Raw genomic sequence first — 25,151 nt, 5'->3', positions numbered from 1 at the left:
GGGGCCGGCTGTCGGCCAGGCTCCGCTATTAGCGAGCCGAGCGCCTGGTGATCATGCCATAAACGAGCAGGACGATGATCGCGCCGCCGATGGCCAGCAGCCACGTCGACAGCGAGAAGAACTCATTGATGCCCGTGTGGAAGAGCAGTCCGCCAATCCAGCCGCCAAGAAGTGCGCCGACAACGCCGAGCAGCAGCGTCATGAAGATGCCGCCGCCCTGACGGCCCGGCAGGATTGCCTTAGCGATTGCTCCGGCGATCAGACCCAGAATCAGAAATGCGAAAAAACCCATGTTTATCGTTCCTTCTTCTTTCATTGAGGAGGCACCCGGGTTGCCGGGTGCGCTTCATCCTTCTGCATCAATACTAATCATGCTTAGTAAAAAAGGGCCATTCTGGGTGGGGGAAATTCCCCGGCTCACCAGGCATAGTCCTCGGGGGCGGTCCGGTGGCCAGGGAAGATTTCGTCGAGCCGCTTGAGCGCATCGGCGTCGAGCGTCACATCGAGCGCGCGGATGGCGGCGTCGAGCTGGTCCCGGGTGCGGGGACCCACGATCGGTGCGGTCACGGCGGGCTGGTGCAACAGCCAGGCCAGGGCCACGTCCCCGGGTTCGTGCCCCAGTTCACCGGCGAAGTCCTCGTACTGCCGGATCTGGTTCTCGTGTGTCTTGAGGGTTTCGAGGGAGCGGCCCTCGGCGCGGCGGACGCCGTCGCGCTCCTTCTTCAGCACGCCGCCGAGCAGGCCGCCGTGCAGCGGCGACCAGGGGAGGATGCCCAGCCCATACTGCTGCGCGGCCGGAATGACTTCCAGCTCCACATTGCGGGTCAGCAGGTTGTAGATGGACTGTTCGCTGACCAGCCCGTTCGTGTGCCGTCGCGCGGCTGCCTCCTGCGCCTGGGCAATGTGCCAGCCGGCGAAGTTGCTGCTGCCCGAGTACAGGATCTTGCCCTGCTGGACGGCGACGTCGATTGCCTGCCAGATCTCATCCCACGGGGTCTTCCGGTCCACGTGGTGGAACTGGTAGAGGTCGATGTGGTCGGTCTGCAGCCGTTTCAGGCTCGCGTCCAGGGCCCGTCTGATGTTCAGGGCGGAGAGCTTGGACTCATTGGGCCGGTCCGTCATGGTGCCGTAGAGCTTGGTGCCGAGCACAGTGCGTTCGCGGCGCTCGCCGCCCTTGGCGAACCAGCGGCCCAGGATCTCTTCCGTCCAGCCCCGGTGGCCGCTGCCGCCGTAAACGTTGGCGGTGTCGAAGAAGTTGATGCCGGATTCCAAAGCCGAATCCATGATCGAGTGGGCGTCCGCTTCCTCGGTCTGGGGGCCGAAGTTCATGGTGCCCAGGCAGAGGCGGGAAACTTTCAGGCCGGAGCGGCCCAGCCGGGTGTACTGCATGGATTTACTCGCTTTCTCTTGCGGGTACTCTTGCTGGACGTCCTAAAGCTGGCTGTGCGACGCCGTGGCGGGGTCTGAGCCGATCCGGGAACCGGTCTCCAGCGCTGTGACGGCGGCCAGCTCCGCGGGAGTCAGGGTGATGGCCGCTGCCTTGAGGTTTTCCAGCATGCGGCCCGGCGTTGAGGACTTGGGGATGGCAATGGTGCCGGAGCCGAGGTGCCAGGCGAGAACGATCTGAGCCGGCGTGGCACCATACGTGGCGGCCAGTGCCGTGACAGTATCTTCAGCCAGGTCTGCACCCTGCCCCAGCGGGCTGTAGGCCTCGACGGCGATCCCCAGCGAGCGGCTCCTGGCGGCGAGTTCCTGCTGCTGGAACGTGGGGTGGATTTCGATCTGGTTCACGGCGGGAACCACCTCCGCGGCTCCCAGGAGTGTGTCCAGGTGGGCGCTGAGGAAATTTGAAACACCGATCGCGCGGACCTGCTGCTGGGCGTACAGCCGCTCCATTTCCTGCCAGGCTTGGGTGTAGAGGCCTTGTGAGGGCGCCGGCCAGTGGATGAGGTAGAGGTCGATGACCTCGAGGCCCAGGGCCTTCCGGCTGTTCTGGAAGGCCTCGCGCGCGTTGCCCTGCTCGCCGTTCCGAAGCTTGGTGGTGACGAAGAGTTCTTCGCGCGGGATTCCGGAGGCGGCAATCGCCGCCCCCACCGCCGCCTCGTTGCGGTAGGCGGCGGCCGTGTCGATATGGCGGTAGCCGGCGGCCAGCGCGTCCTCGACGATCCGCTGGGTTTCCTCCGGCGGCACCTGGAACACGCCGAAGCCCAACTGGGGGATGGTCACCCCGTTGTTGAGCGTCACTTCGGGGATGATGGGGCGCTCCGCGGCGGCCGCTTCGGTGCCGCCGGGCCGGATCTCGGACATCGTGCTCTCTTTCGCTGGAGGGCCGGACCCTTGTGATGTTCTGGTGCGGACCTTCTCTGCCCGGCCCTCTGATCGGCCGGTCGCCGCTGCTGCCGGCCAGCTACGGCGCCCCGGCCGCGGACGTCAGCGCTCCAGCCGGAACCCGAGCTTGATCCTCACCTGCCAGTCGGAAACCTCGCCGTTTTCGAGGTGGCCGCGGATCTCCTTCACTTCAAACCAGTCGAGGTTGCGCAGGGTCTTTGCGGCCTCCGTGATCCCATTGCGGACGGCCGCGTCAACGCCTTCACTCGAGGTTCCGACAATTTCAGAAATGCTGTAAGTGTGATTAGACAACTTCGCTCCTCGTGATCGCCTTCGATGCCCGGCTGCGGGCCGTTCCTGCAGGTTAGCCGACAGATCGCGGCTGGACTAGGGGGGCGGGCGCGGCGCTTTCGGACCCGGCGACCGGACCCGGCTGGGGACGCTTGGCCGCCAGCGGCGCACCGTCGCCCCGTTGCCGGACCCGGCTCACCATCCAGGGCAGCAGGTAGTTCGTGAGCCAGGCGACGTCGCCTGCCTTGCTTTCCCGCCAGCCACCGGCCGGCAGGGGCTTGGGTTGCAGCGGCAGCAGGCTGTGGGGCACGTTCAGTGTCTCCAGGACCATTGCCGCGATGGTGTGGTGGCCCATCGGCGAGAAGTGCAGGCGGTCCGGATCCCACATCTGCGGATCCGAGAGTTGCCGCAGCGTCCACAAATCGGCGATAACGCCGTTATGGCGCGCCGCGATGGTCCGGAGGTTCTCGTTGAACACGGCCACTTTTCCCCGGATATGGCCAAACAACGGAGTGTCCCCCCAGTCCGGGCCGGTGAACAGAACGATGGTCGCCCCCGTGGCGCTGAGCATGCCCACAGCGGCGTCGAGGGTGGCTGCCAGCCGGTCCGGATCGCTCCGGTGGAACACGAGATCGTTGCCGCCGGCCGAGAGGGTGACCAGGTCGGGCTTCAGTTCGATCGCCGGGCCAAGCTGCTGGTCTAGGATCTGGCGCATCACGAGCCCGCTGATGGCGAGGTTCGCGTACGCGAAGTCCCTCCGTCCCTCGCTCAGCTCTTCAGCAATACGGTCCGCCCAGCCCCTCATGCCGCCGGGACTGCGCGGCTCGGGGTCCCCGATCCCCGCGGTGAACGAGTCCCCCATGGCGACGTACCGGTTCCAAGGCCCTGCGCTCCCTGCACCCGCGGTGTGGCCCTTGGTGTGGACTGTGGCGTCGGGGCGGCCGGCGCCTGAATCGAAGAAACGGGCGGCGTTCACATTCCCAGCAATACGCCGATATTCCGGGCGCCGGTAGGTACTAAGGTCCCTTGCGCGCCGGGGGCGGGAGGGTATGCCGCGGCATTGTTCCATGCAGTTATACCCCCATGGGTATAACTAATACTGCCCGGGGTATACGATGGCTAAGAAGTCAACTGCTCCCGGAGGTGCCCATGGAACTCGATCCCGCCGACATGAAGTCCGTCATCAACCGCCTTCGGCGTGCCCAGGGCCAGCTTGCTGCCGTCACCCGGATGATCGAGGAGGGCCGCGACTGCAAGAGCGTGGTGACCCAGTTGGCGGCCGTCTCCAGTGCCTTGGACAAGGCCGGATTCTCCATCATCGCCACGGGCCTGCAACAGTGCATGCAGCAGGAAGACCCCAGCCTGGACCGGGCTGAGCTGGAAAAACTGTTCCTCTCCCTGGCCTGAGCGCGGCCTGCAGCGCGCCAGCACGCACTGCGCGCAGCCGCAGGTTCGTGGCGCGCCCTAGGCCGAATGCTCCTTCAGGACGTAGTTCTTGAGGTCGTCGAGCGTCTGCTGCATGTGTGCGTCCATGGCGTCGCGGGCGCGGTGCGGATCGCGTGAAGCCAGGGCGTCCGCGATCTGCTGATGGTGCCACATCGCATGCTCCTGGATATCCGGCACCTTCGAGGTTTCGGTGCGGCGCTTCTCCAGAATCCGGTGCAGGGGTTCGAACAGCACTGCGGCAAAGACGTTCTCGGAGGCCTTGAGGATGAGGTCGTGGAACGCCAGGTCTGCCTCCACAAAAGCCGCGACGTCGTTGCTGCCGTGGGCGCTCCGCATCGCCTCGACGTGCCCGTAGAGACGCTCGAGGTCGGCGTCCCCGATCCGGGCCGCGGCCAGTTCGCAGGCACCGCTTTCAAGCATCCGGCGGAGCTCGATCAACTGGACGGCCGCGGAAGCATCGTTCTTCCCTTCCGAGGCTGCCCGCAGCACGGCCTCCAGGGACGCCCAGCGGTTCAGCGGGTTCACGAACGTGCCCCGGCCCCGCTCCACGCTGAGGATTCGCTGGGCCTCCAGGGTCTTCATTGCCTCGCGCACGGTCATGCGGCTGACGTCGTGCCTCGCGCTCAGCTCGAGCTCGCCGGGGACACTTGTTCCCGGCGGAAACTCGCCGGCAATGATCCGGTCCAGCAGCTCGTCCGCCACCACCCCGACCAACGATTTTCTAGCCAATATTCCCCGTCCAGCGACTCGGTCCTGCTTGATGACGTCCTGCCCGAAGACATAGTCTACTTGCGCGCCCTTGTGCCTTATGACACACTATCACCGGGACATAAGATGTCAGACATCTTACAAATATCTCTACTGCGGACCTGCCGCAGATCTACACACAATGGAGTGCAAAATGCCCCTTGAAGCAGATGTGCTTGCCGCCTACCCGGCCGAGGTACAGATCCCCGCCGGGCTGGTTGCCAACAGCGTGGCCGCCTCGGCCATGGACTTTCCCCGGATCCTGGTGGTCCTTGACGATGACCCCACCGGTACGCAGTCCGTCGCGAACCTGCCCGTGCTGACCCGATGGGAGCCGGCCGACTTCGCCTGGGCGTTCGCCCACGAGATCGACGGCCAACGCCCCCGCGCCGTTTATGTGCTCACGAACACCCGCAGCCTGGATCCGGCCGAAGCGGCAGCCCGCAATGAGGAAGTCGTCCGGAACGCCCTCGCGGCGGCGGCCGAGCCGGCCGGTGCCGGTTCCGGGCTGCGCCTGAGCTTCGTCAGCCGCAGCGATTCCACCCTGCGCGGCCACTACCCGCTGGAACCGGACGTCATTGCCGCCACGGTCGCCGCGGTCAGCGGCGAGGCAACCGACGGCGTTGTGATCGTCCCCGCGTTCCCCGACGCCGGCCGCGTCACCATCGGCGGGGTGCACTACACGCGCGGCACCGGTGACGACGCCGGCAAGCTCACCCCCGTCGCCGAGACGGAATTCGCCAAGGACGCCAGCTTCGGCTTCGCCAACTCCGAGATGGCCAAGTACGTGGAGGAGAAGTCCCAGGGCCGCTTCGCCGCGGACTCGGTGATTGTCCTGGACCTGAATATCATCCGCGCCGGTGCCGCCCGGGACGGTGTCCCCGCGGACCCGGCCGTCTCCGCCAAGGCCATCGCCGACGCGATCGAGACCGCCACGGACTCCACCCCGATCGTCGCGGACATCGTCACCGAAAACGACCTCCGGGCGCTGGCCCTCGGCCTGGAGGAAGCCGAGCGCCGCGGCAAGAAGCTCCTCTACCGCGTCGGCCCGCCGTTCGTCCGCGCCCGGATCGGCCAGGAGATCCGTTCCGAGCTCAGCGGCGAGGAAGCCTACGCCGGCAACACCCCGTCGGAGGCCGGCGGCCTGATCGTCGTCGGCTCCCACGTGGGCGTCACAACCCGCCAGCTCAAGGTCCTCACCGAACAGCACGGCGCCGCCCGCATCATGGAAATCGACGTCGAGAAACTGCTCGGCGAAAACGCGGACAGCTACCTGGACCAGACCGTTGACACGGTCGTCGACGCCCTTCACGGCGGCGACGTCATCGTCCACACCAGCCGCCTGCTGATCAAGACCGACGACGCCGCCGCAAGCCTGCGGATCGCGCGCACCGTCTCGGCCGCCGTCGTCGCCGTCGTGAACCGCACGCTCAAGGCCTTCCCGCCGCGGTTCGTCATCGCCAAGGGCGGCATCACGTCCTCGGACGTCGCGGCCCACGGGCTGGAGATCCGGCACGGGATCGTCCGCGGGCCCATGCTGCCGGGCATCGTGAGCCTCTGGGAACCGGTGGACGGGCCCGCGAAGGGCATCCCGTACATCGTCTTCGCCGGAAACGTCGGCGACGACGAGTCCCTGGCCCAGGTCACCCGCAAACTCAGCAACACCTTCTAATCGCCAACACACGCCTTCAACGGAGAAAACCATGACCGCACAGTACACAGTCGCCGTCCTCGGCCTTGGCGCCATGGGCCTGCCGATGGCCACCCGCCTTGCCACCCAGCTGACCGTCCACGGCTTCGACATCGCCGAGCCGCGGCTGACGCTCGCCGAAGAGGCAGGCATCCGGACCTTCACCTCCGCCCGGGAAGCCGCCGACGGCGCCGACGCCCTGCTGCTCGCCGTGCGCAACGGCGAACAGCTCGACGACGTCCTCTTCGGCGAGAACGGCGTCGCCTCCGTGCTGAAGCCGGGCGCCGTCGTGATCCTCGGCAGCACCGTGGGCACCGAAGCCATTCCGGCCACCGTCGCCCGCCTCGCGGAATTCGGCGTGGCCCTGGTGGACGCGCCGCTCTCCGGCGGACCCAAGCGCGCCGGCGAAGGCGATCTGCTGATCGTCGTCGGCGCCGATCCGGCCGCCCTGGAAACCGCACGCCCGGTCCTGGAGCTGCTCGCCTCCACCCTGACGGTGGTCGGCGACAAGCCAGGCGACGGCCAGGCCCTCAAGACCGTGAACCAGCTGCTGTGCGGCATCCACATCGCCGCCGCGGCCGAGGCGATGGCCCTGGCGGACGCCCTCGGCCTAGACCAGGCCAAGACCCTCGCCGCCCTGGAAGCCGGCGCCGCCGGTTCGTTCATGCTCTCCAACCGCGGCCCCCGGATCCTGGAGGCCTACACGGAAAACGGCGCCGAGGTCCTCAGCCGCCTGGACATCTTCGTCAAGGACATGGGGATCGTCGGCAAGGCCACCCGCGCCGCCGGCCTCGCCGCCCCCGTGGCTGCCGCCGCCGAGCAGCTCTACCTCCTCGGCCAGGCCCAGGGACTCGCCGCCGCGGACGACTCCGCCGTCATCAAGGTCATCGCTCCCACCAAGCGCACTGCCTGAGTGCCTGATGCGTACCCAACTCGACACCCTGGTTAGCGGCGCCCTCCAGCAGGGCTCCGCGGTGCCGGCCTTCACCTGCTACGACTTCACCACGGCCCTCGCCGTGGTGGCCGCGGCCGAGGAAGCCGGCCGTGGCGCCATCCTGCTGGTGGCGCCCAAGACGGCGGCCACGCCGAACGGCCTGCGGCTGATCGCCGCCCTTCGCGGGCTCGCCGACGGCGCCGGCGTGCCGATCGCAGTCCAGCTGGACCACGCCGCCGACCTCACCGTGATTGCCGCCGCCGTCGCCGCGGGGGCGGACTCCGTGCTGGTGGACGGATCGTCGCTGCCGTACGAAGAAAACATTGCGCTGGTCCGGGCAGCCCGGACTGCCCTCGACGGACAGGGGCGTGCCCACGTCGTGATCGAAGCCGAACTCGGCGGCATCGCCGGGGACGAGGACCGCGCCTTCGAAGCCGACGCTGCAGGCAGCGCACCTGCAGCAGGCACCGCCGGCCTCACGGACTCCGCGCAGGTGGAGGACTTCGTGGCGCGGACCGGCGCGCAGCTGCTGGCCGTGGCCGTGGGCAACGTGCACGGGAAGTACCAGGGGGAGCCCCGGCTCCGCTGGGACGTGCTGCAGGACATCGCCGTGCGGACCCGCGTACCGCTCGTGCTGCACGGCGCCTCCGGGATTCCGCCGGAGGAACTGGTCAAAGCTGCCGCCATGAACGTCGGCAAGGTCAACTTCAACACCGAGCTCCGCACCGGCGTGCTGGCCGTGCTGGAAGAGCAGACCGCCGCCCACCGCGCCGACGGCGAGAACCTGCTGGCCCTGCTGGCCGAGTGGGACACCGCCGCCCGGGACTTCGCCGCGAACGCCCTGCGCACACTGTCCCGCTGACGCCCGGCGCTGCCGGTAAACCGCAGCCGGCGGAGAGCGAGGCCAGGATCAGACTTTGATCCTGGCCTCGCTCCTTTTGGGCAGCGCCCGCGGTACTCTTCAGCCCTCCTTGGCGGTAAATCGCAGTCGCATCGGGTTGCTCACAAGGGTGATTCCGGGACATTCCTTTGCAGTAATATCGGTGTTGCAAAGGGCAGTAGCCCTGAGAAGTGGGTCTGGCAGTCTTCCGGATGGTATGACGAGCCGGGCCCGCGGTATTTAACGGTCGCTGTCGACGATGTCCTGGACCAGCGGACCAGTGGACCAGTGGACCAGTGGACCAGTGGAGCGGCCTTGCGGATCCAGTCCCCGCCTTTCTGATGGCACCACGCCACGGCGCCACTGACCCACAGAAGTGGTTCCTCGTGGGCAAAGTCTCACCGCCACTATGAGACTTCAGGTGCTGTGCGATGATCCGGCGGTCAGCCTGTTCCAAAGATTCATCGCTTTCCAGCACAAGCTTCGTAGCGCCCGCGGCCATCAGATCATCGAGCAGACGTTCCAAACACAAGGGCCTCGCGGAGAGCGGGTTTCGACGCAGGGTGAAGGTCCGTAACGCCGAGTTCGAGGATCCGGGGCGGATTATCTTCCCTCGGGTGGGGTTTGCGCAGGTCATAGGCGAATAAAACCGCTGGGCACGTGAGTGACGTCGTCCGGGCCGGCGGTATCTCCGAAGACAACCCTTGAGTATGCATATGCAATAATATTCGTATGGATGCGGATAAGACGTGCGGACGGAATGCTGACAGCGGATACGTAGAGCTCGCGGTGGAGATTTTTGCAATGCTCGCGGACGCGACCCGGGTGCGCCTGATCCTGGCGCTGCGGGAGGGCGAAATGTCCGTCAATGACCTTGCCGAGGCGGTAGGAAAGCCCCAGTCCGCAGTGTCGCAGCATCTTGCGAAGATGCGGCTGGCCCGGATGGTGTCCACGCGCCAGGAGGGCACCAGGGTGTTCTACCGGCTGGAGAACGAACATGCCCGCCAGCTGGTCACCGATGCAATCTTCCAGGCCGAACATTCCCTGGGCGGCACCCCGCGCCACCACCACTCGACAGCGGAGACTGAGAACCCATGAAACAGGCCGACAGCCACACCCATGACCACGGCACTGCCGGGCAGACCGGTGACCACGACGAACGTGAGCACGAGCATGATCACCGGCCGGGGACCGGGCAGGAGCACAGTCACGGGCACGACCACAGCCACGGACATGATCATGGGCACGGGCATGAGCACCCCGGCGGGCTGAAGGGTTTCCTTTACGGTCTGTTCGTTCCCCACAGCCATGATGCCGCGGACTCGGTGGATGAGGCGATGGAGTCGTCGGTCAAGGGAATCCGGGCACTGAAGATCTCCCTGGTCGTATTGGCTGTCACCTCTGTGCTGCAGCTGGTCGTTTTCCTGTTCAGTGGCTCGGTGGCCCTGCTGGCGGACACGATCCATAACTTCTCCGATGCCCTGACTGCTGTTCCGTTGTGGGTGGCGTTCGTTCTGAGCCGCCGGGCGGCAACACGGACCTATACGTATGGTTTCGGCCGGGTCGAGGATCTGGCCGGACTGTTCATTGTCGCCATGGTGGCGCTCTCCGCGGTGGTGGCTGGTGTGGAATCGGTCATCCGCCTGTTCCAGCCGCAGCCGATGAGTAACCTCGGTTGGGTCCTTGCCGCTGGCCTGATCGGTTTCGCCGGCAACGAGATCGTGGCGATCTACCGGATCCGGGTGGGCAAAGAGATCGGATCCGCCGCCCTGGTGGCGGACGGCGTTCACGCCAGGACCGACGGTTTCACTTCCCTGGCCGTCGTCGCGGGCGTCATCGGCGTCTGGCTTGGCTTCCCGCTGGCGGATCCCATTATCGGCATCCTGATCTCGGTCGCAATTTTCGTCCTGCTGTGGGGGACTGCCCGGGACATCGGCCGCCGGCTCCTTGACGGCGTTGACCCGGACCTGCTGGAACGCACGGAAGCCGCCATCGCACCGGTAGCCCCTGCTGCCTCGACCGTCCGGTTGCGGTGGAGCGGCCACCGCCTCAACGTTGAAGTAACCGCCCCCGTGGAACCTGCCTGGACCATGGCAGACCTGGCCGGCCTCAACCGATCCATTGAGGACGCCGTGCGGGCAAACATCCGCAACGTGGGAACGGTCCTCACCGTTGCCCGCTGACCGCCGCTCACCCCGGCCCCTCGATTATGTGGCCCTTGCGGAAGCTGGGACGGCCGGTCCACAGCCTGGCCTGACCATGGCCGGGATACCCGGACACGGCCACTTTTTCCTCACGGACTCGGCCATGGAAATGGTGGCCGTGTTCGGAGGGATGCTGCATTGGAAGGCATCGGCCTAACAGATCTCTAAGGCCCAACGGCCCATCCTGGCTGCGCTTGGCCCCGCGCTGTTCCTAAGAGGAGCTGGCATCGGCGTGAGGCATGGGTCACTGGCCAGATGCCGATTGTGGACCGTTCTCGATGAGAGCGGTTGTGTATATGAGGACGGCAGCTCGCCTGATGGCTGCGATCCTCCTGGCTTGGCACGAGCGCCAGATCTAGGCCCACCTTGCGCAGCTGACCCGGATCAAGGACCGAACGGTTGGCGTCCGGCAGCAGCTTGAAGCTAGGTTTTACCACCGTCTGAGGACTTGACCAGGCCCGAGGTCTGGTTTGTCGCCGGCGCGCAGGCGACGGCGGTACCAGCTGTCAGCCGGGCCGTGAAGATTCCTTGCGGTGTGCCCCCGGGCCCTGGCTTCCTGTTCATTGGGCTGAGCCGTGGACCGGGGCGGCGGCAAAGCACGATGAAGGCACCCGCCCCCGCCAGAAATACCAAGGCTGCGACCCGGGCGTTCACGCGCAGGCCCAGTATCAGGTTGGCGTCGTCGGAGCGCATCAGCTCGAAAGCGAAGCGTCCGGCCGGATAGCCGGCGATGTAGAGGGCGAACACGCTTCCCGCGCCGAGTCTGATGCGGGAGTCCACGAAGAGGATGGCGAAACCGGCGATGACACACCAGAAGGATTCGTAGACGAACGTCGGCTGGAAGAAGCCCAACACCATTGGCGCCCCGGAAGCGTCCATCACGGCTATCCCGGAGGCGGGGTCCAACTGGTGGATCTGGAGCTTCCACGGCAATGTGCACGCGTCCCCGTAGAGCTCATTGTTGAACCAGTTTCCCCATCGGCCCAGAGCCTGGGCGAACAGGACGCCCGGGGCTACTGCATCGAGGAATGCCACGAAGGACACACCCACCTGCGGCAGCCGATCCAGGCGCCGACGCATCCCAGGGCCATCGCGCCCCAGATGCCCAGACCGCCGTCCAGATGGCGAAGGCCTTCCAGGGGTTCCGGCAGGGGAGGAAATGCAGCTCCGGGTCGGTAATGACGTGATAGATCCAGCCCCCGATGATTCCGGCGGGGATGGCCCAGCTGCAGATGTCGAGCACCTGACCGGGGCCGCCGCCGCGCTGCTGCCAGCGCCATGACCCGAGCCAGAGGGCTAAGGCGATTCCGGCAAGAATGCACAGGGCGTAAAAGTGGATAGTCAACGGTCTCAGATGGAACGCGCTGACGGTCGGTGAAGGGATGAAGGACTCAGTTGGAGCCAGAGCAGCCATGGGATCCTGCCGGAGGTTGAACGGGGGAGCGGGGCAAGTTCCTGCGGGACGCCATTTTCCAACAACCCGTTCCCGTTCAGTCGGATAGGCTGGCTTCACACGAGCAGAGGGGGCGGATGTGGCTTGGCATGCGGGCAAGTCCGGGATGCGTCGCGGCGGCGTGTCCGGGCACATTTTCTCCGCCGTGCTCGCTTTAGTCCTTCTTCTTGCTGGCGTCGCGTCGACCTGTCTTGCCGGATCGCACGCTTTCGAAGCAACCAGCCATGACGGGCACGCCCACGCCCCGGTCCACGCTGCCCAGCCGCCCGGGCCAAGCAGCCATGCCGCTCCAGTGCCTGACCCCGGGGGCCTACGAAACGGTTCGCCCTCACATGCCACTGCCGTTTCTCACTTTGATGGTGCTGAATCACTTCTGACCCGCCCTCATGGCTGCGCTCACGGCGTTCCGGGGCTCAGCGACCGGGATTCGGTCCGGGTCGTGGCCCCAGCTTTTCAGGGCCTGCAGGCGTTCGCGTCGGGCAGACTAGTCCATGACGTCCACGGGTCGCCCGGTTCCGCGGCTGCCCTAAGCAGCGCCGGCCACTTCCCAACGCCATCGATCGTTCAACTTTCCATCAGCCGGACGTAAAGGCACGCGGGAAGTCGAGGGGGCCGCTCCGAGTAGCAAAGGCTCCTCTTGGAGGTTCACACCCCGGGAAGCGGCAATAATTCCGCGGGACGGCGCCTAGCTCCTGGCCCCCTCCCACCGCGCTTCGATGCATGCGCCGACTTCCCCTTCAGTTTCCTGAATGCCCCGCCACAGTTCAGACACGCCCACGCCAATATCGCCTGGGCGCATGGAAGGTCCAATGCAATGACAAAAACTCAATCGCTTGTCGTGGCCACGGATGGTTGTTACACCATCGCTGAAGCGATGATGGAGCTCCAAACGATGCTCGATGACTCGCTCGCCGGCACCTTGGCGCTGCTGGAAGACGAAGGAAGCCGCCTGTGGTCCATCGAGTCAGGGACGCACGCAGTGACTTCCGTTCCGGCATCCGCCCCGAACCCATATACACAATCCGGCCGCCCGCCGGCCGTCCAGTACGTTGCCTCCGCCATAGTGTTGATTACCTACCAGGACAGCCCAACGCCTAGTTGAGCCCTTGTAATCCTCAGGATCGAACGTCAGAGGCTGACCTCCGTTGCTGCCTTGGCGGTCCGGCGGGATTTCTGGTCGGACCGTTCCGGGCTGGTGGGTTTTCCGGAGCGCCGTCGCCGCGGAGGAGCTTGCCGGTTGCTCCTGGCCTGGGCAGCTGGTGGGCTGGGGTCCCACGACGCGTCCTTGGGCTCGTGAAGGTCACCATGACCGGCTGCAGCCCTTCCCGGCCCCGGTGACGGGGAGCGTCACCCGGAGAACAGCGGCTAAAGCGGCTGCCCGTCCGGGGCGTGAGGTCCTGCACGCCGGTTTCCGGCGGCCAGGAAGACCGGGGACGGCCCCTGGGTAGGCTCAGGCCGATGCCGTGAGAAGTGCTGCGCAGGCCGCTTCGCACCGGCGGCAGGCTTCAGCGCAGATCCTGCAGTGCTCGTGCATGCCGGCGTGCCGCCCGCACTCCTCGGCGCAGGCGGCGCAGGCTGCCCGGCAGGCCTCGAGCACCGGGCCGGTGATCCCGGCGTTGGTGCCGGTCTGACGGGAGAGAATGTGTCCGGTCGCGGCGCAGACATCAGAGCAGTCCAGATCGGTCCGGATGCACACAGTTAGCTCGGCGATCACGTCCTCTGCCAGGCACGCATCGGCGCACGCGGTGCAGGCCTGGGCACATTCAAGGCACGCCGCAATGCATTCGGCCAGTTTGTCCTTCCCGGCCGCGGCCGGACCTTTCGGATGGGCATCGAGCATTGCGCTGATGTGGTGGGTCATGATGCAGCTCCTGTCACCGGCGATGGGGCGGCCGGGCCGGTTGCCGGCCGTCACGGCCACCCTAGACCCGGGGGCGGGCCGCCGTCTGCCCCTGTTGTTTCTTCGGCTGACACTCCGGTCCGGCCGGGCAGATGAGTTTGACCGGCACGGGAAACAGTCCCGGGAGGAAGAACAGGAAGCGATTGAACAGGGACATGCCCGGGGAACCCGGACCGGGGCTCCTGAGCACACGAAGAGGCTGCAGTTCAGTTCGATGTTCAGGGAAAATCGTTCCCCAGCGCAGTGGTTCTGCAGGCACGGCAGGTATCAGATGGGCGTGAGGAAGGTCCCGGAGAGGTTCTGCAGCCGGTAGATCCACGAGACCCAGACCCCAGTGACCATGAGGACGCCGAGGACGATGAGCATGGAGGCGCCCGCGATATTGACGATCCGGATGTGCCGGCGGACGAAGGCCAGGGCCGAGCTGACCCAGCCCAGGCCCATGGCCGCCAGGGCGAACGGGATGCCCAGGCACAGGCAGTAGGCGAAGGCCAGCAGTGCCCCGCGGCCGGCGCTGCCGGTGGTCACGCTCAGGGACAGCACAGCGCTCAGTGTCGGACCCATGCAGGGGTCCAGCCGAGCCCGAAGACGACGCCCAGCACGGGTGCGCCGCCCAGGCCGGTCCGGCGGCCGAGGGTGATCTTTCGGGTCTGCTGCAGCCAGGGCACCATCCCGAGCAGGGCCGCCCCCATCAGGATCACCATCACGCCCAGGCCGCGCATCAGGGCATCCTGCCAGCGCAGCAGCCAGGACCCGATGGCCCCGAACGCGGCCCCGTAGAGGGTGAACACGGCCGCGAAACCCAGCACGAACAGCCCGACACCGGTCAGGACGCGGCGTCGGTTGCGCGGCTGGGCCGGGTCGGTCAGCCCGGAGACGTAGCCCAGATAGCCCGGTACCAGGGGCAGGACGCAGGGTGAGAGGAAAGATACCAGGCCGGCGGTCATGGCCAGGGGGATGGCGATGACCAGCGCGCCGGAGGTCACCATCGAGGCGAAGAATTCTCCGATGTCCATGGGTCAGGAGGCGTCGGAAGGCCGGAACGTGGTGCCGCCGTCGGTGGAAACAACGATCCCGTCGGCGGTGGCGGCCCAGATCCACGGGTGTCCGTCGGCGCCCTTCACGGCGGCGATCGCCTGGACTTCGCCGTCGATCCGGCCCTTCCGGGTCCAGGTCGCTCCGGCGTCGGCGGAGTAGTGGACCGTCCCGTCGGGTTCGACCCCTGCGGCCTCTGCTGGGCTGGCGAACGTGGCGAACTGAATCACCGGACCGGATTTCACCGGTTCCCAGGTGTTGCCGCCGTCGGTGGAGCGCCGGATCCCTTCGGGGGTGGTGGCCAGCACGGTGTCGCTGTCGGGGTGCCCGGCCAGGGCCGCGGGGGCGAAGGCGGCAGCCACTGTTTTCCAGGTCTTGCCGTCCGGGGTGGCGCGGAGTGTCCCGTCGAAGGCGACGATCCCGGATTTCGTGGTGGTGAGGGCGTGGAAGTCGGATTCGCCTTGCCGGGAGAGCTGTTCCCAGGTTTTGCCTCCGTCGACGGATCTGATCAGCCCGAGCGGGTTGGGCAGGTCCGAGCCTGCTCCGGGGTGGCCGGAGGCGTAGAAGACGCCGTGGTCTTTGCCGCCGGTGAAGCCCATCAGGTCATTGGTGCCGCCGATTTTGCTGGCGGGTTTCTTCGTGACGTCGAATAGCCCGTCGTGGGTGGCCAGGAGCACCTGGCTGGTGTCGCCGCTGACGCTCAGCCCGTGGATGTGCGTGCTGGGCAGGTCGCTGGCGGCCTGCCGGGGTGAAGACGTGTCCGCTGGCCGGTCAGGGGCCGGTGTGCAGGAGACAAGGGCCAGGACGAGCGTGGCGGCGCCGGTCATCATGGTTGCGGCGCGTGACAGGGTCTTGGGTGGGAACGGCATGGGAACTCCAGGGATCAAGGCGGGTTAGGGAAGCGGGGGTCCGGCACCGGCCCGTGAGGGGCCGGTGCCGGAGGACGCCGGTCAGAGGGTGGCGAGCAGGTCCTTCATGTCCTGGATTTCCGCTTGCTGGGAGGTGACGATGTCCTTGCTGAGCTGGACCGCGTCCGGGTTCCTTCCGCCGGTGGTTTCGGTCTGGGCCATTTTCACGGCGCCTTCGTGGTGGGCGATCATCTGGGTTAGGAAGAGCCTCGCAGCGTCGGTGCCCTGTGCGGCGTCGAGCTTCTTCAGGTCCTCCCCGCCCATCATGCCGTCCATACTGCCGCCCATGCTGTGGCCGGAGGGCATCATTGTGGGTTCGTTCCAGCTGGTGAGCCAGCCGGTCATCTTCTCAATCTCAGGGCCCTGCTCCGCCTTGATCTTGGTCGCCAGGGCGGTCACCTCGGCCGGGATGCCCTGCTTCTTGAGCATCATGTCGCTCATTTCCACGGCCTGGGCGTGGTGCGGGATCATCATCCGGGTGAACATGGTGTCCGCGGCGTTGTGTTCCGCGGCCGCAGCCGGGGCGCTGGCGGTCGGGGCGGCGCTGGCGGAGCTACCACCGGGCGCGGACGTGCTGGCGGATCCGGATCCGGTCGAGCAGCCGGCGAGGGCGATGGCTGCGGCGATGGCGGTCGTCGAAAGGGTCAGAAACTTCTTGTTCATCGAAAATCAGGTCCTTCAAAAGAATCGGTGGGCGCAGGGCGCCGCGGGGAGTGGTGTGCATCAGCGATGCGGCTGACGGCCCGGTGTGGGGCGCATCAGGACGGGACGTGCGCCGGAGCGTGGCGCTCCGGCGGTGTCCTGTTTTACGTCCTGCTGATGGACAGCTCACCCGGTGAAGGAGTCCGGGGAAGAAAAGTCCAGTCGCCGCGGAGCGTGCCGGCCACCCCTGTCTGGGAGATGATGCCGAAGACGGTGCTGCCGGGGCACGGGGCGGACAGGGCGCCGGTTTTCACCGACGGGGTACAGGACATGGTCATGGCCTGCATGCCGGTGCCGCTGTCGGAGCAGGAGCACATCTGCGCCGGTGAACCGGCCGCTTCTGGACTATCGGCGCCCGCGTGGGCCCCTGGCGTGCCGGACAACTGGTGAAAGTTGTGGCCGTCAGCTGCCGCGGCACCCGCGTGGGCCCCGGTAGTGGTGGCCGTGACGGTGGCCGGGGAATGCCCGCTGTGGGTTCCGGTCATCACGTGCATGCCCAGGATCCCGGCGATGATGGCCAGGACTGCGGCGAACAATCCTGCACGGCGAAGGAACGCCGACGCACGGGCGACTGGTGTTGCGGTCATGACGTTCCTCCTTCTTTGCGGGTCGGGTTGTTTCAAGGCTATCGGCATGGGTGGCTCGCCGGGGCTGCGCGCAGCTACTCGCGGGTCAACGAACCTGCTCCGGGTTGAGTTTCACCCGGCGCAGCAGCTGGGCGTTCAGGGCCACCACGATGGTGGAGACGGACATCAGTACCGCTGCTGCCGCTGGGGAGATTGCCACACCGGCGAAGGCCAGCACGCCCGCGGCCAGGGGCACGGCGATGATGTTGTAGCCGGTGGCCCAGAGAAGGTTCTGGATCATTTTGCGGTAGCTGGCACGGGACAGGTCCACCATGGAGAGCACGGCGCGCGGGTCGTTGCCGGCCAGTACGACGCCGGCCGATTCCATGGCGACGTCGGTGCCGGCGCCGATGGCGATGCCGACGTCCGCGCGGGCCAGCGCGGGGGAGTCGTTGACGCCGTCGCCCACCATGGCGGTCTTCAGGCCGCGGGCCTGCAGTTCGCCGACCTTTTTGTCCTTGTCCTGCGGCAGGACCTGGGCGAAGACCTCGTCGATGTTCAGTTCCGCCGCGACGGCGTCGGCGACCTGCTGCGCGTCTCCGGTGATCATGGCGACTTTGATGCCGCGGTTCTGCAGGGCGGCGACGGCCTGCCGGGATTCGGGGCGGATCTCGTCCTCCACGCTGACGGCGCCGATGACCTGGCCCTCGCGGACCACGTGGAGCACGGACGCGCCCCGGTCGATCCAGGGACGGGTTTTCTCCTGCAGTCCGGCCGGGATCTGCAGCCCTTCGGCGGCGATCAGGTTCGGGCCGCCGACGGCGACGGTGGACCCGCCGACCTCGGCGGCGACTCCCCGGCCGGTCAGCGACGCGAAGCCGGCGGCGGCGGGAACGCTCAGGCCGCGCTCCCGGGCCGCGGCGACGATGGCGCGGGCGGAGGGATGTTCGCTGTCCGCCTCCACGGCGGCGGCCAGGGCGAGCAGCTCGTCCTCGGTCAGTTCGCCGGCGGAGGCGACGCCGGTCAGTGCGGGCTGGCCCTTGGTGAGCGTGCCGGTCTTGTCGAACAGTACGACGTCGATGGTGCGCATGCGTTCCAGGGCGATGCGGTTCTTGATCAGGACCCCGGCGCGGGCGGCCTGTTCGGTGGAGATGGCGATCACCAGCGGAATCGCCAGCCCCAGGGCGTGGGGGCAGGCGATGACGAGCACGGTGACGGTGCGGATCACGGCCTCGTCCGGGTGGCCCAGCAGCACCCAGGCGATGAAGGTGATGATGCCGGCGGTCAGGGCGAAGTAGAACAGCAGGGCTGCCGCCTTGTCGGCGAGGGCCTGGGCCCTGGAGGAGGAGGCCTGGGCCTCGGCGACCAGGCGCTGGATGCCGGCCAGGGCGGTGTCCGGGCCGACGGCGGCAACCCTGACCCGCAGCGCGCTGTCGGTGGCGACGGTTCCAGCGACAACCCTGTCGCCGGGTCCGCGGGCGACGGTTTTGGATTCGCCGGTGATCATCGACTCGTCCAGTTCGGCCTGCCCGTCGGTGATTTCGCCGTCGGCCGGCAGGCGCGCGCCGGAGCGGACCAGCACGATGTCATCCACGGCCAGGTCGGCGAGGCTGACCTTTTCCGTGCCGTGTGCGGTGACGCGTTCGGCCTCGTCCGGCAGCAGCTCGGCCAGAGCGTCCAGGGCGCCGCGGGCCGAGCCCAGAGCCCGCATTTCGATCCAGTGGCCCAGCAGCATGATGACGACCAGCAGGGCGAGTTCCCACCAGAAGTCCAGGTTGAACCCGCCGATACCCAGGGTGGTGATCCAGGACGCGACAAATGCGACCGTGATGGCCATGGAGATCAGCAGCATCATGCCCGGCTGGCGGGATTTCAGTTCACTCAGCCCGCCCTTGAGGAAAGGCTGGCCGCCGTAGAAGAAGATCACCGATCCCAGCACCGGCGGGATCCAGGCCGCTCCCGGAAATACCGGGATGTGGTAGCCGGTCAGGTGCGAAACCATCGGGCTGAAGTAGACCACCGGGACCGAGAGCAGCAGGCTGAGCCAGAACTTGTTCTTGAACATTGCCGTGCTGTGCCCGGCGTGCTGGCCGTGCTGGTGGACCGCGTGTTCATCATCGAGGGCCGACTGCGCGCGCCCGGCGGGCATGGCCTGGCCGTGGGTGGCGTGGTCGGATTCGGACACCGGGGCGTGCCCGCGGTGGTTGCTGTGCGGGGTGTGGTCTTCCATGGTTCCTCCTTGAGGATGCTGCGGACGGCCGAAGAGATCATCCGCAGCCGGCGGGACCGGACTAGCGGGAGACTAGGCTGTACCCGGCGGTGGTGACAGCGTCACGGACCGCAGCGTCAGCGGCGGATCCGGAAACAACCAGGCGTGAACGGCCGCCCGCCACGAGCTCAACGGAGGCGGCGTTGACGCCGTCCACTGCCGCGACGGCCGTCCGGACCGTTTCCACGCAGTGTCCGCAGGTGAGGCCCTCGAGGGCGTATTCGGCGGCTCCGGCGGTGGTCACGGATTCTTGCGGGACCTGCGTCGAGCAGCAACTGCAGCCGGACGCGGTGGAGGCCAGCGGTAATTCTTTCCGGGATTCAGATCCACACATGTCAGTTTCCATTTTCTTGTAGAAGAAGGTGATGGGCGCTGGGGTTGAACGGCTGTGACGGCGGGCGTGCTGCACCGGCCTGGACATACCAATTCACTGACAACACCGACAATTATACCCCTTGGGGGTATTTTCGCAAGGGGATTCGCTGCCGGGCCAAGTCGGGCGCGTGGACGATCCGCGGAACAGCCCGGGCGGCCCGCGTCCGGGTCCCCTCGCCAAATAGCGCCCGCGGCGCCTCCGGTAGCGCGGTCCGGGGGCACTTTGACACGAAACGCCGGTCCGTCGTCGTCCATTTCGACGCCGGACCGCGTCAAAGTGCCCCCGGAGCGGAGCAGCAGGCGCCCGCCGGGGCGCAGCACACCAAGCAGCGTCTTGAACACGGCCTCGACGCCGGCGCGGTGGAATCCGACGTCGGCCCCGGCCTCTCCGGTCTGCTCCCTGACGGCGGCGGCCACCGGCAGTGTTTCGCCCCAGAGGGGACGCGGCTGATCGGCAGTCGGCGCCGGAGGAACCGGGCCGTCGGGTCAGAGGTGGAAGGGATGTGCAGCAGGCGGTGCGGGTCACGCCGCGGCGTTGCGGGGCAGCGTCCCCGACATTTGTGCTGACCGGGTAGCCAGGAGTCATGGTCCACGGCGGGGTGCTGCAGGATGCAGCCGCTGGTGCTCACGCCCGCGGCGGGCGGGTACAGCGAACGCTACCCGGTTGGCCGCCGGCGGTGGAGCGAGTATGCGCCGACCGCGTTCGACGGTGCCGGCTCGGAAACCGGACGAGGCGAACCCGGCCCTGCCGGCCGCGCTTAACGGGTGATGCTAAGTGGCTTCATCGGCATGACACACGATGCCCGATGCAGAGGGACAGCTGCCCCATCGGCGCGGTTGTTCTTGCCCGTGTCATCGCACCAGTCGATGTTGTATGGGATGGCCGTGACAGCCGCGTCGCCGGCGGCCGTCTGAGCTGGGACCTCAAAGCTGTAAATGAAGCCGCCCGCGTCATTCATCGGGGCCGTGGTGTTGACGACCTCGACGCTCGTCGCATCGGTGACAGTCACTTGGATGCGGGCGTTCCCGCCGTAGCGGGGATTGCAGTCAGCGTCCGGCGCTGTGACCGTCACCTTGTCGCCGGGTTTAGCGCTGGACGGGTTCACTGAAAAGGCGGGCGGGAAACAAGGGGGTTCTCCGCTCCCCGAGGAGGGAGCGCATCCGGAGGCAGCGCCAGCTACCAGGATGGCGCTGACCGCAATGAACACCGAAGATCGCCGGCCGCGATCGAATTCTGGGTGTCTGCAAGGGGCGGCCATTTCCACATTATTAGTGGGTTAGCACCGAGCGGACAGTCTCGCCAGACATTCGTCGCCGAATCGTTGCCCACTCCGAGTGGCACGCGGTAGGCCCGGCAGCCTCCCCGGCGGTGTCAGCCGGTTCGGCAGGGACGGGCTCCCTCAGCTTCCGAAGGGTGCTCTCCCGGAGCTCGGGCAGGAGCCGTGAATACTCGGGTGCGCCTTTCCGATTCCTCGTCAGGGTCATTTGCGGGGCTACTCGCCTCCGGCCGGGCGAGGAACAAGCCGCTCGTGGATCCAGCCGCCGAGCTCGGCCAGGGTCTGGCCGGTAATTCCGTGCCCGCCGGGATCGCGGCGGCCGTAGGCAGATGCAGCGGATTCCGCGAGCAGGTACTGCCAGGTGCGCTGCAGCAGCTCCTGCGGGATAACTCTGTCCTGATCACCCTGAGCGACGAATACCGGAACACCGGCCAACCGGGCAGGCGTGACGGGCACGCCGGCGTCGAACGGCAGGGTGCCGTACAGAATCGCCGCGCCGGCAAAGCGGTGCGGGTCCGCAAGCAGCAGGCCGCCCGCGAAGGCCGCGCCCCCGCTGAAACCGACCAGCACCACCGGCCGGCCGGCGGGGGCCGCTGCGTCAAGCCAGGTCCGGAACCAGGCCATGGTATCGGTTAGCGACTCCGCGACGGGGCGGCCAATGCCGCGGTTGGCGAACCACGCATAGCCGCCGCCTTCGGCAATCGGCGCCCGTACCGCGGCATAGGCGGGACCGGATGGCAACTGGTCGGCGAGGCCGATAATCTCACGTTCGTTTGAGCCCCGGCCGTGCAGCAGCACCACCAGTGGCTGCGCCGGGTCAGATGATCCGGCGGTCGCCACCACAGGCGGGATGTTGGTGGGTTGCATCTAGTTGGTGACCTTGAGTCCGGTGTCCCAGTTGAAGTCGGAGAACTCGGGGTTGGCCTGGAGTGTCATCAGGACAAACTGGAAGCCTTCGAGTTCCCCGGCGCGCTTGAGCGGTCCGACCACCAGGGGGCGCATGCCTGCGTCGCTGACGAAGCTGCTGACTGCATTGGTGGCGTCGGCGTCGTCTCCGGCGATGAAGACATCCAGCGGCTGGCCGCCGGACTCGCCGGCGACAAGGGTGCCCGCGAAGGTGGTGTTGAAGGCCTTGACCACGTTTGCGCTGGCCGGGGCAAGCTTGGCGATTTCCTCGGCGGCGGACGTGCCTGCCTCCACCACCAGTGAGTCGAAGGTTTCGAAGTTCACCGGGTTGGTGATGTCCACGATTGTCTTTCCGGCCAGGGCTTCGCCGTAGGCGCTGACCACGGACTTGGCGGCATCGAAGGGGACGGCCAGGACCACGATGTTGCCCTGCGGGGTGTCGGCGGTGGTGCCGAAGGAGACGCCTGCGCCCAGCTCGTTGGCCAGGGCCTGGGCCTTAACGGCTTCCTGGCCGAGGATCTCTACGGTCTGGTTTGCCGCGAGGGCGCGGGTGGCGATGCCCCGGGCCATGTTTCCGTTGCCGATGATGGTGATGTTCGTCATGGGGGTCTTCTTTCCAAAGATGCGGGCGAGGAGGTTTTTCATCAGATTCTGTTCTGTCGAGTGACTATGCAGTACTTGAAGCTACAACCAACATACCCTTGAAAAGTTGAATATTCAAGCATTTGCTTAATCGCACAGTTGCTCGACGTGCCGCTGGTGCTGCTGGTTGTCGTTATGCTGCTGGTGCTCATCCGCAGACTCGAAGATCGTCCGACGTCGGCCCTCCCGGCGCGCTCCCGCCCCGCCGCCGCGCGACGGCCGGGAGGCATCCGCTGACGGATGGGACGGGCCATTGCCACGCCCGCGTTTAAGTGCCAATGTCGAACCATGACGGAGAACTCGGCAACCACTGAAGACACGTTCCGCCCGGACGTCTCCACCACCCGAAACGATGCCCTGCACCGCTACGAGCTACACGTCGGCGGCAAGCTGGCAGTCGAGATTCGTTACATCGACGAACCAGGCCATGTCGACTTCATCCGCACCGACACAGCGGAACAGTTCCAGGGCCAGGGGCTCGGCAAAGTGCTGGCCCACTTCGCCTTGGATGACGTGGTGGCGTCCGGCAAACGGATCATCCCGAACTGTCCGTTCATGTACCGGTACCTCCGCAAACACGACTCCTACAACCAGTGCGTCGACTGGCCGGAGCAGCCCCCGCCGGGAGCCTGATCGAGGTTCCGTGCACGTCCGTGGCTCGCCTAAGCTGTCGCTATGACGCCGACCGCCGAGCAGCACCCTGGCACCACTGCCCTGATCACCGGCGCCACCGCCGGCATCGGGGCGGAGTTCGCCCGCCAGCTCGCCGAGCAGGGGCACCACGTGGTGCTGGTTGCCCGCGACGCCGCCAGGCTCCAGGCCAAGGCGGAGGACCTGGAGCGGCGCTACAGTGTCCGCGCCGAAGTGCTGGCCGCCGACCTGGCGGACGACGCCGGCGTGGCCGCCGCCGTCGCACGGCTATCTGATCCTTCACGGCCGGTGGAGATCCTGGTCAACAACGCGGGGATCGGTTTGCTGCGTTCCTTCGAGGAAAACGATATTGCCGACGAGAAGAGGCATCTCAAGCTGCACGTTGAAACCGCCATGGAACTCAGCCATGCCGCGCTGCAGGGAATGCTGGAGCGCAGGTCCGGCAGGATCATCAACGTGGCCAGTGTGGCGGCATTCCTGCCCCGGGGAACATACTCCGCCGCGAAGGCCTGGCTGCTGAGCTTCTCCCGCGGCGCCAACCTTGCCTATGCCAAGCGCGGCGTGAAGGTCACGGCGGTGTGCCCCGGCTTCACGCACACCGAGTTCCACGACCGCATGGGCATGGACACGGCGGTGGCTCCGCGCTGGATGTGGCTGCAGGCGGAACGCGTGGCGCGCGAAGGCCTGGCCGACAACGACAAAGGCAAGGCCGTCTCGATCCCGACCAGGCGTTACAAGCTGCTCGCCGCGGCCGCGAGGATCCTGCCCTCCCGGCTTCTGGCCGGGCCGCCGCGCCGGGCGAAGTAGCGTCTCACCGCCGCCGGCGTATCAGGACAACAACGAGGATGCCGATGCCGGCGCCAAGCAGAGTCTCGACGGCGCGTTCAGTTACCAGCATCCGGGGGTCTGCGGGGGCTGCGAGCTGGGTCATCAGCAGGATCACTGGCGTGAAGGACACCATGGCCAGCCCATAGTGCCTGGTCATGAACAGCTCCGTGGTGAACTGCAGGACAATCACGAGCAGTGCCAGGACAGCGGTCTCGTGGCCGGGGAAGGCACGCAGGGGAGAGAGCGCCCAGGGAAACAGCACCAGGGAAACCACGACGAGTCCCACCAGGGTCCCGACGATCCGGTGCAGGCCGCGGTAGACGCTGCTGGGCATGTCCGCCCCTGCCAGGGGCACTGCCGCGGCGGCCATGGCCCAGTGCGGGTGCCCGCTTCCGCTGAGGACCCCGATGGATCCGGCCGCCCCGACCGCGGCGAGATAGCGGGCCGCATGAATCCGGGCTGCCCGGCGTCGGGCCCCGAGCAGCGGCGGGACATCGCGTTCGGCGCCGCGCTCCCAGACGCGGCCTCGCATCCAGCCGCCAAAGCCAACCATCATGGAAAAGAGAGCGGACAGCGCGCCGATCAGGACCGCTGTGTGCCAGTGGACGGTTGTGGGAATGGAGGCGCAGGCGCCCAGGGCCAGAATACCGAAGAACGGGCCGTTGGGCTTCAGGGCGACCTTGTCTGCGAACACGGACCCTGCCGCGGCCAGCAATGCTTCGGTGACTACGAGCACCCAGGATTGGACATGGTTTATCGAGAGGAAGACGCCGACGGCCAGCCCGCCCACCAGCAGGAAGGCGGCCTGGCCCTGGTGCTTGAACCGCAGCTGATGGGGCTCGGCCCGGCCGTACATGCCGGTCAGGGCGCCGAATACCGCGTAGATGATGAGGTCCGGGCGGCCCGCGACGAGGAGCGCGAGGGACGGGACGGCCACGCTGACGGCCACGCGCACCGCTGAGACATGGTCCTTGTTGGCCGGCGCCAGGCTGTGCAGGCTCCGGAGGTGCCGTCTGAGGGACTGCACGGGGTGCCTCCATTTCCTATCGCGGGCTGCCTCACGGGTTGCTTCCGGACGCGCCTAAGGCCTGCCTTGAAGTGCTTCCCCAAGGGGTGAAG

General features: G+C 67.0%; 25 protein-coding genes and 2 pseudogenes. 8 read left to right on the top strand and 19 right to left on the bottom strand.

Features of this window, described 5'->3' with window-relative positions; translation table 11 throughout:
• Window positions 1-28: 28 nt before the first annotated feature.
• The 5 genes from ABIB26_RS17205 to ABIB26_RS17185 form a co-directional block, all read right to left on the bottom strand.
• Complete coding sequence (locus ABIB26_RS17205; protein ID WP_354245735.1) at window positions 29-292, bottom strand: GlsB/YeaQ/YmgE family stress response membrane protein; 264 nt, start codon at window positions 290-292, stop codon at window positions 29-31.
• Window positions 293-417: 125 nt separating this feature from the next.
• Window positions 418-1,389 (bottom strand): aldo/keto reductase, encoded by a 972-nt coding sequence (locus ABIB26_RS17200; protein ID WP_354245733.1) that lies wholly within the window; start codon window positions 1,387-1,389, stop codon window positions 418-420.
• Window positions 1,390-1,431: 42 nt separating this feature from the next.
• Window positions 1,432-2,307, bottom strand: coding sequence for an aldo/keto reductase (locus ABIB26_RS17195; RefSeq protein ID WP_502913696.1), 876 nt, complete (start codon window positions 2,305-2,307; stop codon window positions 1,432-1,434).
• Window positions 2,308-2,430: 123 nt separating this feature from the next.
• Window positions 2,431-2,640 carry a dodecin gene (locus tag ABIB26_RS17190; RefSeq protein ID WP_354245730.1) on the bottom strand — a complete coding sequence of 70 codons (210 nt, stop codon included), beginning with the start codon at window positions 2,638-2,640 and terminating at the stop codon, window positions 2,431-2,433.
• Between the two features lie 52 nt (window positions 2,641-2,692).
• Entirely contained in the window at window positions 2,693-3,481 is a 789-nt protein-coding gene (locus ABIB26_RS17185) for an SGNH/GDSL hydrolase family protein (RefSeq protein ID WP_354245762.1), read from the bottom strand.
• A 287-nt stretch (window positions 3,482-3,768) separates the two neighbouring features.
• Between ABIB26_RS17185 and ABIB26_RS17180 the strand changes: the two genes are divergently transcribed.
• Complete coding sequence (locus ABIB26_RS17180) at window positions 3,769-4,026, top strand: metal-sensitive transcriptional regulator (protein ID WP_354245727.1); 258 nt, start codon at window positions 3,769-3,771, stop codon at window positions 4,024-4,026.
• Between the two features lie 57 nt (window positions 4,027-4,083).
• Here the strand turns inward: ABIB26_RS17180 and ABIB26_RS17175 are convergent, their stop codons facing one another.
• Window positions 4,084-4,794 (bottom strand): FadR/GntR family transcriptional regulator, encoded by a 711-nt coding sequence (locus tag ABIB26_RS17175; protein WP_354245724.1) that lies wholly within the window; start codon window positions 4,792-4,794, stop codon window positions 4,084-4,086.
• 172 nt (window positions 4,795-4,966) lie between these two features.
• Between ABIB26_RS17175 and ABIB26_RS17170 the strand changes: the two genes are divergently transcribed.
• The 5 genes from ABIB26_RS17170 (at window position 4,967) to ABIB26_RS17150 (ending at window position 10,499) form a co-directional block, all read left to right on the top strand.
• Window positions 4,967-6,484, top strand: coding sequence for a four-carbon acid sugar kinase family protein (locus ABIB26_RS17170; protein ID WP_354245723.1), 1,518 nt, complete (start codon window positions 4,967-4,969; stop codon window positions 6,482-6,484).
• A 31-nt stretch (window positions 6,485-6,515) separates the two neighbouring features.
• On the top strand, window positions 6,516-7,415 hold the full coding sequence (locus ABIB26_RS17165; RefSeq protein ID WP_354245721.1) for an NAD(P)-dependent oxidoreductase: 900 nt from the start codon (window positions 6,516-6,518) through the stop codon (window positions 7,413-7,415).
• 7 nt (window positions 7,416-7,422) lie between these two features.
• Complete coding sequence (locus ABIB26_RS17160) at window positions 7,423-8,298, top strand: class II fructose-bisphosphate aldolase (RefSeq protein WP_354245718.1); 876 nt, start codon at window positions 7,423-7,425, stop codon at window positions 8,296-8,298.
• A gap of 750 nt (window positions 8,299-9,048) precedes the next feature.
• Window positions 9,049-9,414: an ArsR/SmtB family transcription factor gene (locus tag ABIB26_RS17155; protein WP_354245716.1), complete on the top strand. Its 366-nt coding sequence runs from the start codon at window positions 9,049-9,051 to the stop codon at window positions 9,412-9,414.
• On the top strand, window positions 9,411-10,499 hold the full coding sequence (locus tag ABIB26_RS17150; protein ID WP_354245713.1) for a cation diffusion facilitator family transporter: 1,089 nt from the start codon (window positions 9,411-9,413) through the stop codon (window positions 10,497-10,499). Before ABIB26_RS17155 ends, ABIB26_RS17150 begins: the two co-directional genes overlap by 4 nt.
• A 444-nt stretch (window positions 10,500-10,943) precedes the next feature.
• On the opposite strand, the gene ABIB26_RS17145 is transcribed toward ABIB26_RS17150, so the two are convergent.
• From ABIB26_RS17145 to ABIB26_RS17090, 12 genes and pseudogenes are all read right to left on the bottom strand, one after another.
• The gene (locus ABIB26_RS17145) at window positions 10,944-11,600 is read right to left on the bottom strand and encodes a prolipoprotein diacylglyceryl transferase family protein (RefSeq protein ID WP_354245710.1); all 657 of its coding nucleotides are present in this window, start codon (window positions 11,598-11,600) and stop codon (window positions 10,944-10,946) included.
• A 94-nt stretch (window positions 11,601-11,694) separates the two neighbouring features.
• Window positions 11,695-11,934: pseudogene (locus tag ABIB26_RS17140) on the bottom strand (prolipoprotein diacylglyceryl transferase family protein); the annotation flags it as partial.
• A 1,489-nt stretch (window positions 11,935-13,423) separates the two neighbouring features.
• A complete protein-coding gene (locus tag ABIB26_RS17135; RefSeq protein ID WP_354245707.1) occupies window positions 13,424-13,834 on the bottom strand; it encodes a four-helix bundle copper-binding protein in 411 nt (136 codons plus the stop codon).
• Window positions 13,835-14,140: 306 nt separating this feature from the next.
• Window positions 14,141-14,889 (bottom strand): annotated as a pseudogene (locus ABIB26_RS17130) (cytochrome c biogenesis CcdA family protein).
• A 3-nt stretch (window positions 14,890-14,892) separates the two neighbouring features.
• Complete coding sequence (locus tag ABIB26_RS17125) at window positions 14,893-15,777, bottom strand: F510_1955 family glycosylhydrolase (RefSeq protein WP_354245705.1); 885 nt, start codon at window positions 15,775-15,777, stop codon at window positions 14,893-14,895.
• Between the two features lie 81 nt (window positions 15,778-15,858).
• Window positions 15,859-16,479, bottom strand: coding sequence for a DUF305 domain-containing protein (locus ABIB26_RS17120; protein WP_354245702.1), 621 nt, complete (start codon window positions 16,477-16,479; stop codon window positions 15,859-15,861).
• Between the two features lie 143 nt (window positions 16,480-16,622).
• A complete protein-coding gene (locus tag ABIB26_RS17115; RefSeq protein ID WP_354245699.1) occupies window positions 16,623-17,105 on the bottom strand; it encodes a hypothetical protein in 483 nt (160 codons plus the stop codon).
• An 85-nt stretch (window positions 17,106-17,190) separates the two neighbouring features.
• On the bottom strand, window positions 17,191-19,314 hold the full coding sequence (locus ABIB26_RS17110) for a copper-translocating P-type ATPase (RefSeq protein ID WP_354245696.1): 2,124 nt from the start codon (window positions 19,312-19,314) through the stop codon (window positions 17,191-17,193).
• 61 nt (window positions 19,315-19,375) lie between these two features.
• A complete protein-coding gene (locus tag ABIB26_RS17105) occupies window positions 19,376-19,597 on the bottom strand; it encodes a heavy-metal-associated domain-containing protein (protein ID WP_354245694.1) in 222 nt (73 codons plus the stop codon).
• 889 nt (window positions 19,598-20,486) lie between these two features.
• A complete protein-coding gene (locus ABIB26_RS17100; RefSeq protein ID WP_354245691.1) occupies window positions 20,487-20,834 on the bottom strand; it encodes a hypothetical protein in 348 nt (115 codons plus the stop codon).
• 387 nt (window positions 20,835-21,221) lie between these two features.
• Entirely contained in the window at window positions 21,222-21,872 is a 651-nt protein-coding gene (locus tag ABIB26_RS17095) for an alpha/beta hydrolase (RefSeq protein ID WP_354245689.1), read from the bottom strand.
• Window positions 21,873-22,514 (bottom strand): NADPH-dependent F420 reductase, encoded by a 642-nt coding sequence (locus tag ABIB26_RS17090; RefSeq protein ID WP_354245686.1) that lies wholly within the window; start codon window positions 22,512-22,514, stop codon window positions 21,873-21,875.
• Window positions 22,515-22,841: 327 nt separating this feature from the next.
• Between ABIB26_RS17090 and ABIB26_RS17085 the strand changes: the two genes are divergently transcribed.
• Together ABIB26_RS17085 and ABIB26_RS17080 are read left to right on the top strand one after the other, a co-directional pair.
• Window positions 22,842-23,186, top strand: a complete 345-nt coding sequence (locus ABIB26_RS17085) for a GNAT family N-acetyltransferase (protein WP_354245683.1) — start codon at window positions 22,842-22,844, stop codon at window positions 23,184-23,186.
• Window positions 23,187-23,228: 42 nt separating this feature from the next.
• A complete protein-coding gene (locus tag ABIB26_RS17080; RefSeq protein WP_354245681.1) occupies window positions 23,229-24,011 on the top strand; it encodes an SDR family NAD(P)-dependent oxidoreductase in 783 nt (260 codons plus the stop codon).
• Window positions 24,012-24,015: 4 nt separating this feature from the next.
• Here the strand turns inward: ABIB26_RS17080 and ABIB26_RS17075 are convergent, their stop codons facing one another.
• Entirely contained in the window at window positions 24,016-25,059 is a 1,044-nt protein-coding gene (locus tag ABIB26_RS17075) for an FUSC family protein (RefSeq protein WP_354245678.1), read from the bottom strand.
• Between the last annotated feature and the right edge of the window lie 92 nt (window positions 25,060-25,151).

Source organism: Arthrobacter sp. UYEF20, assembly GCF_040546335.1.
GTDB lineage: Bacteria > Actinomycetota > Actinomycetes > Actinomycetales > Micrococcaceae > Arthrobacter.
This window is presented reverse-complemented; position numbering and strand designations above follow the sequence as displayed.

Bases quoted from the DNA above. Each gene is read 5' to 3' on its own strand.
- ABIB26_RS17205 (WP_354245735.1), bottom strand. From the start codon at position 292: ATGGGTTTTTTCGCATTTCTGATTCTGGGTCTGATCGCCGGAGCAATC.
- ABIB26_RS17200 (WP_354245733.1), bottom strand. From the start codon at position 1,389: ATGCAGTACACCCGGCTGGGCCGCTCCGGCCTGAAAGTTTCCCGCCTC.
- ABIB26_RS17195 (WP_502913696.1), bottom strand. From the start codon at position 2,307: ATGTCCGAGATCCGGCCCGGCGGCACCGAAGCGGCCGCCGCGGAGCGC.
- ABIB26_RS17185 (WP_354245762.1), bottom strand. From the start codon at position 3,481: ATGGGGGACTCGTTCACCGCGGGGATCGGGGACCCCGAGCCGCGCAGT.
- ABIB26_RS17180 (WP_354245727.1), top strand. From the start codon at position 3,769: ATGGAACTCGATCCCGCCGACATGAAGTCCGTCATCAACCGCCTTCGG.
- ABIB26_RS17170 (WP_354245723.1), top strand. From the start codon at position 4,967: ATGCCCCTTGAAGCAGATGTGCTTGCCGCCTACCCGGCCGAGGTACAG.
- ABIB26_RS17165 (WP_354245721.1), top strand. From the start codon at position 6,516: ATGACCGCACAGTACACAGTCGCCGTCCTCGGCCTTGGCGCCATGGGC.
- ABIB26_RS17160 (WP_354245718.1), top strand. From the start codon at position 7,423: ATGCGTACCCAACTCGACACCCTGGTTAGCGGCGCCCTCCAGCAGGGC.
- ABIB26_RS17155 (WP_354245716.1), top strand. From the start codon at position 9,049: ATGGATGCGGATAAGACGTGCGGACGGAATGCTGACAGCGGATACGTA.
- ABIB26_RS17150 (WP_354245713.1), top strand. From the start codon at position 9,411: ATGAAACAGGCCGACAGCCACACCCATGACCACGGCACTGCCGGGCAG.
- ABIB26_RS17145 (WP_354245710.1), bottom strand. From the start codon at position 11,600: ATGCGTCGGCGCCTGGATCGGCTGCCGCAGGTGGGTGTGTCCTTCGTG.
- ABIB26_RS17135 (WP_354245707.1), bottom strand. From the start codon at position 13,834: ATGACCCACCACATCAGCGCAATGCTCGATGCCCATCCGAAAGGTCCG.
- ABIB26_RS17125 (WP_354245705.1), bottom strand. From the start codon at position 15,777: ATGCCGTTCCCACCCAAGACCCTGTCACGCGCCGCAACCATGATGACC.
- ABIB26_RS17120 (WP_354245702.1), bottom strand. From the start codon at position 16,479: ATGAACAAGAAGTTTCTGACCCTTTCGACGACCGCCATCGCCGCAGCC.
- ABIB26_RS17115 (WP_354245699.1), bottom strand. From the start codon at position 17,105: ATGACCGCAACACCAGTCGCCCGTGCGTCGGCGTTCCTTCGCCGTGCA.
- ABIB26_RS17110 (WP_354245696.1), bottom strand. From the start codon at position 19,314: ATGGAAGACCACACCCCGCACAGCAACCACCGCGGGCACGCCCCGGTG.
- ABIB26_RS17095 (WP_354245689.1), bottom strand. From the start codon at position 21,872: ATGCAACCCACCAACATCCCGCCTGTGGTGGCGACCGCCGGATCATCT.
- ABIB26_RS17090 (WP_354245686.1), bottom strand. From the start codon at position 22,514: ATGACGAACATCACCATCATCGGCAACGGAAACATGGCCCGGGGCATC.
- ABIB26_RS17085 (WP_354245683.1), top strand. From the start codon at position 22,842: ATGACGGAGAACTCGGCAACCACTGAAGACACGTTCCGCCCGGACGTC.
- ABIB26_RS17080 (WP_354245681.1), top strand. From the start codon at position 23,229: ATGACGCCGACCGCCGAGCAGCACCCTGGCACCACTGCCCTGATCACC.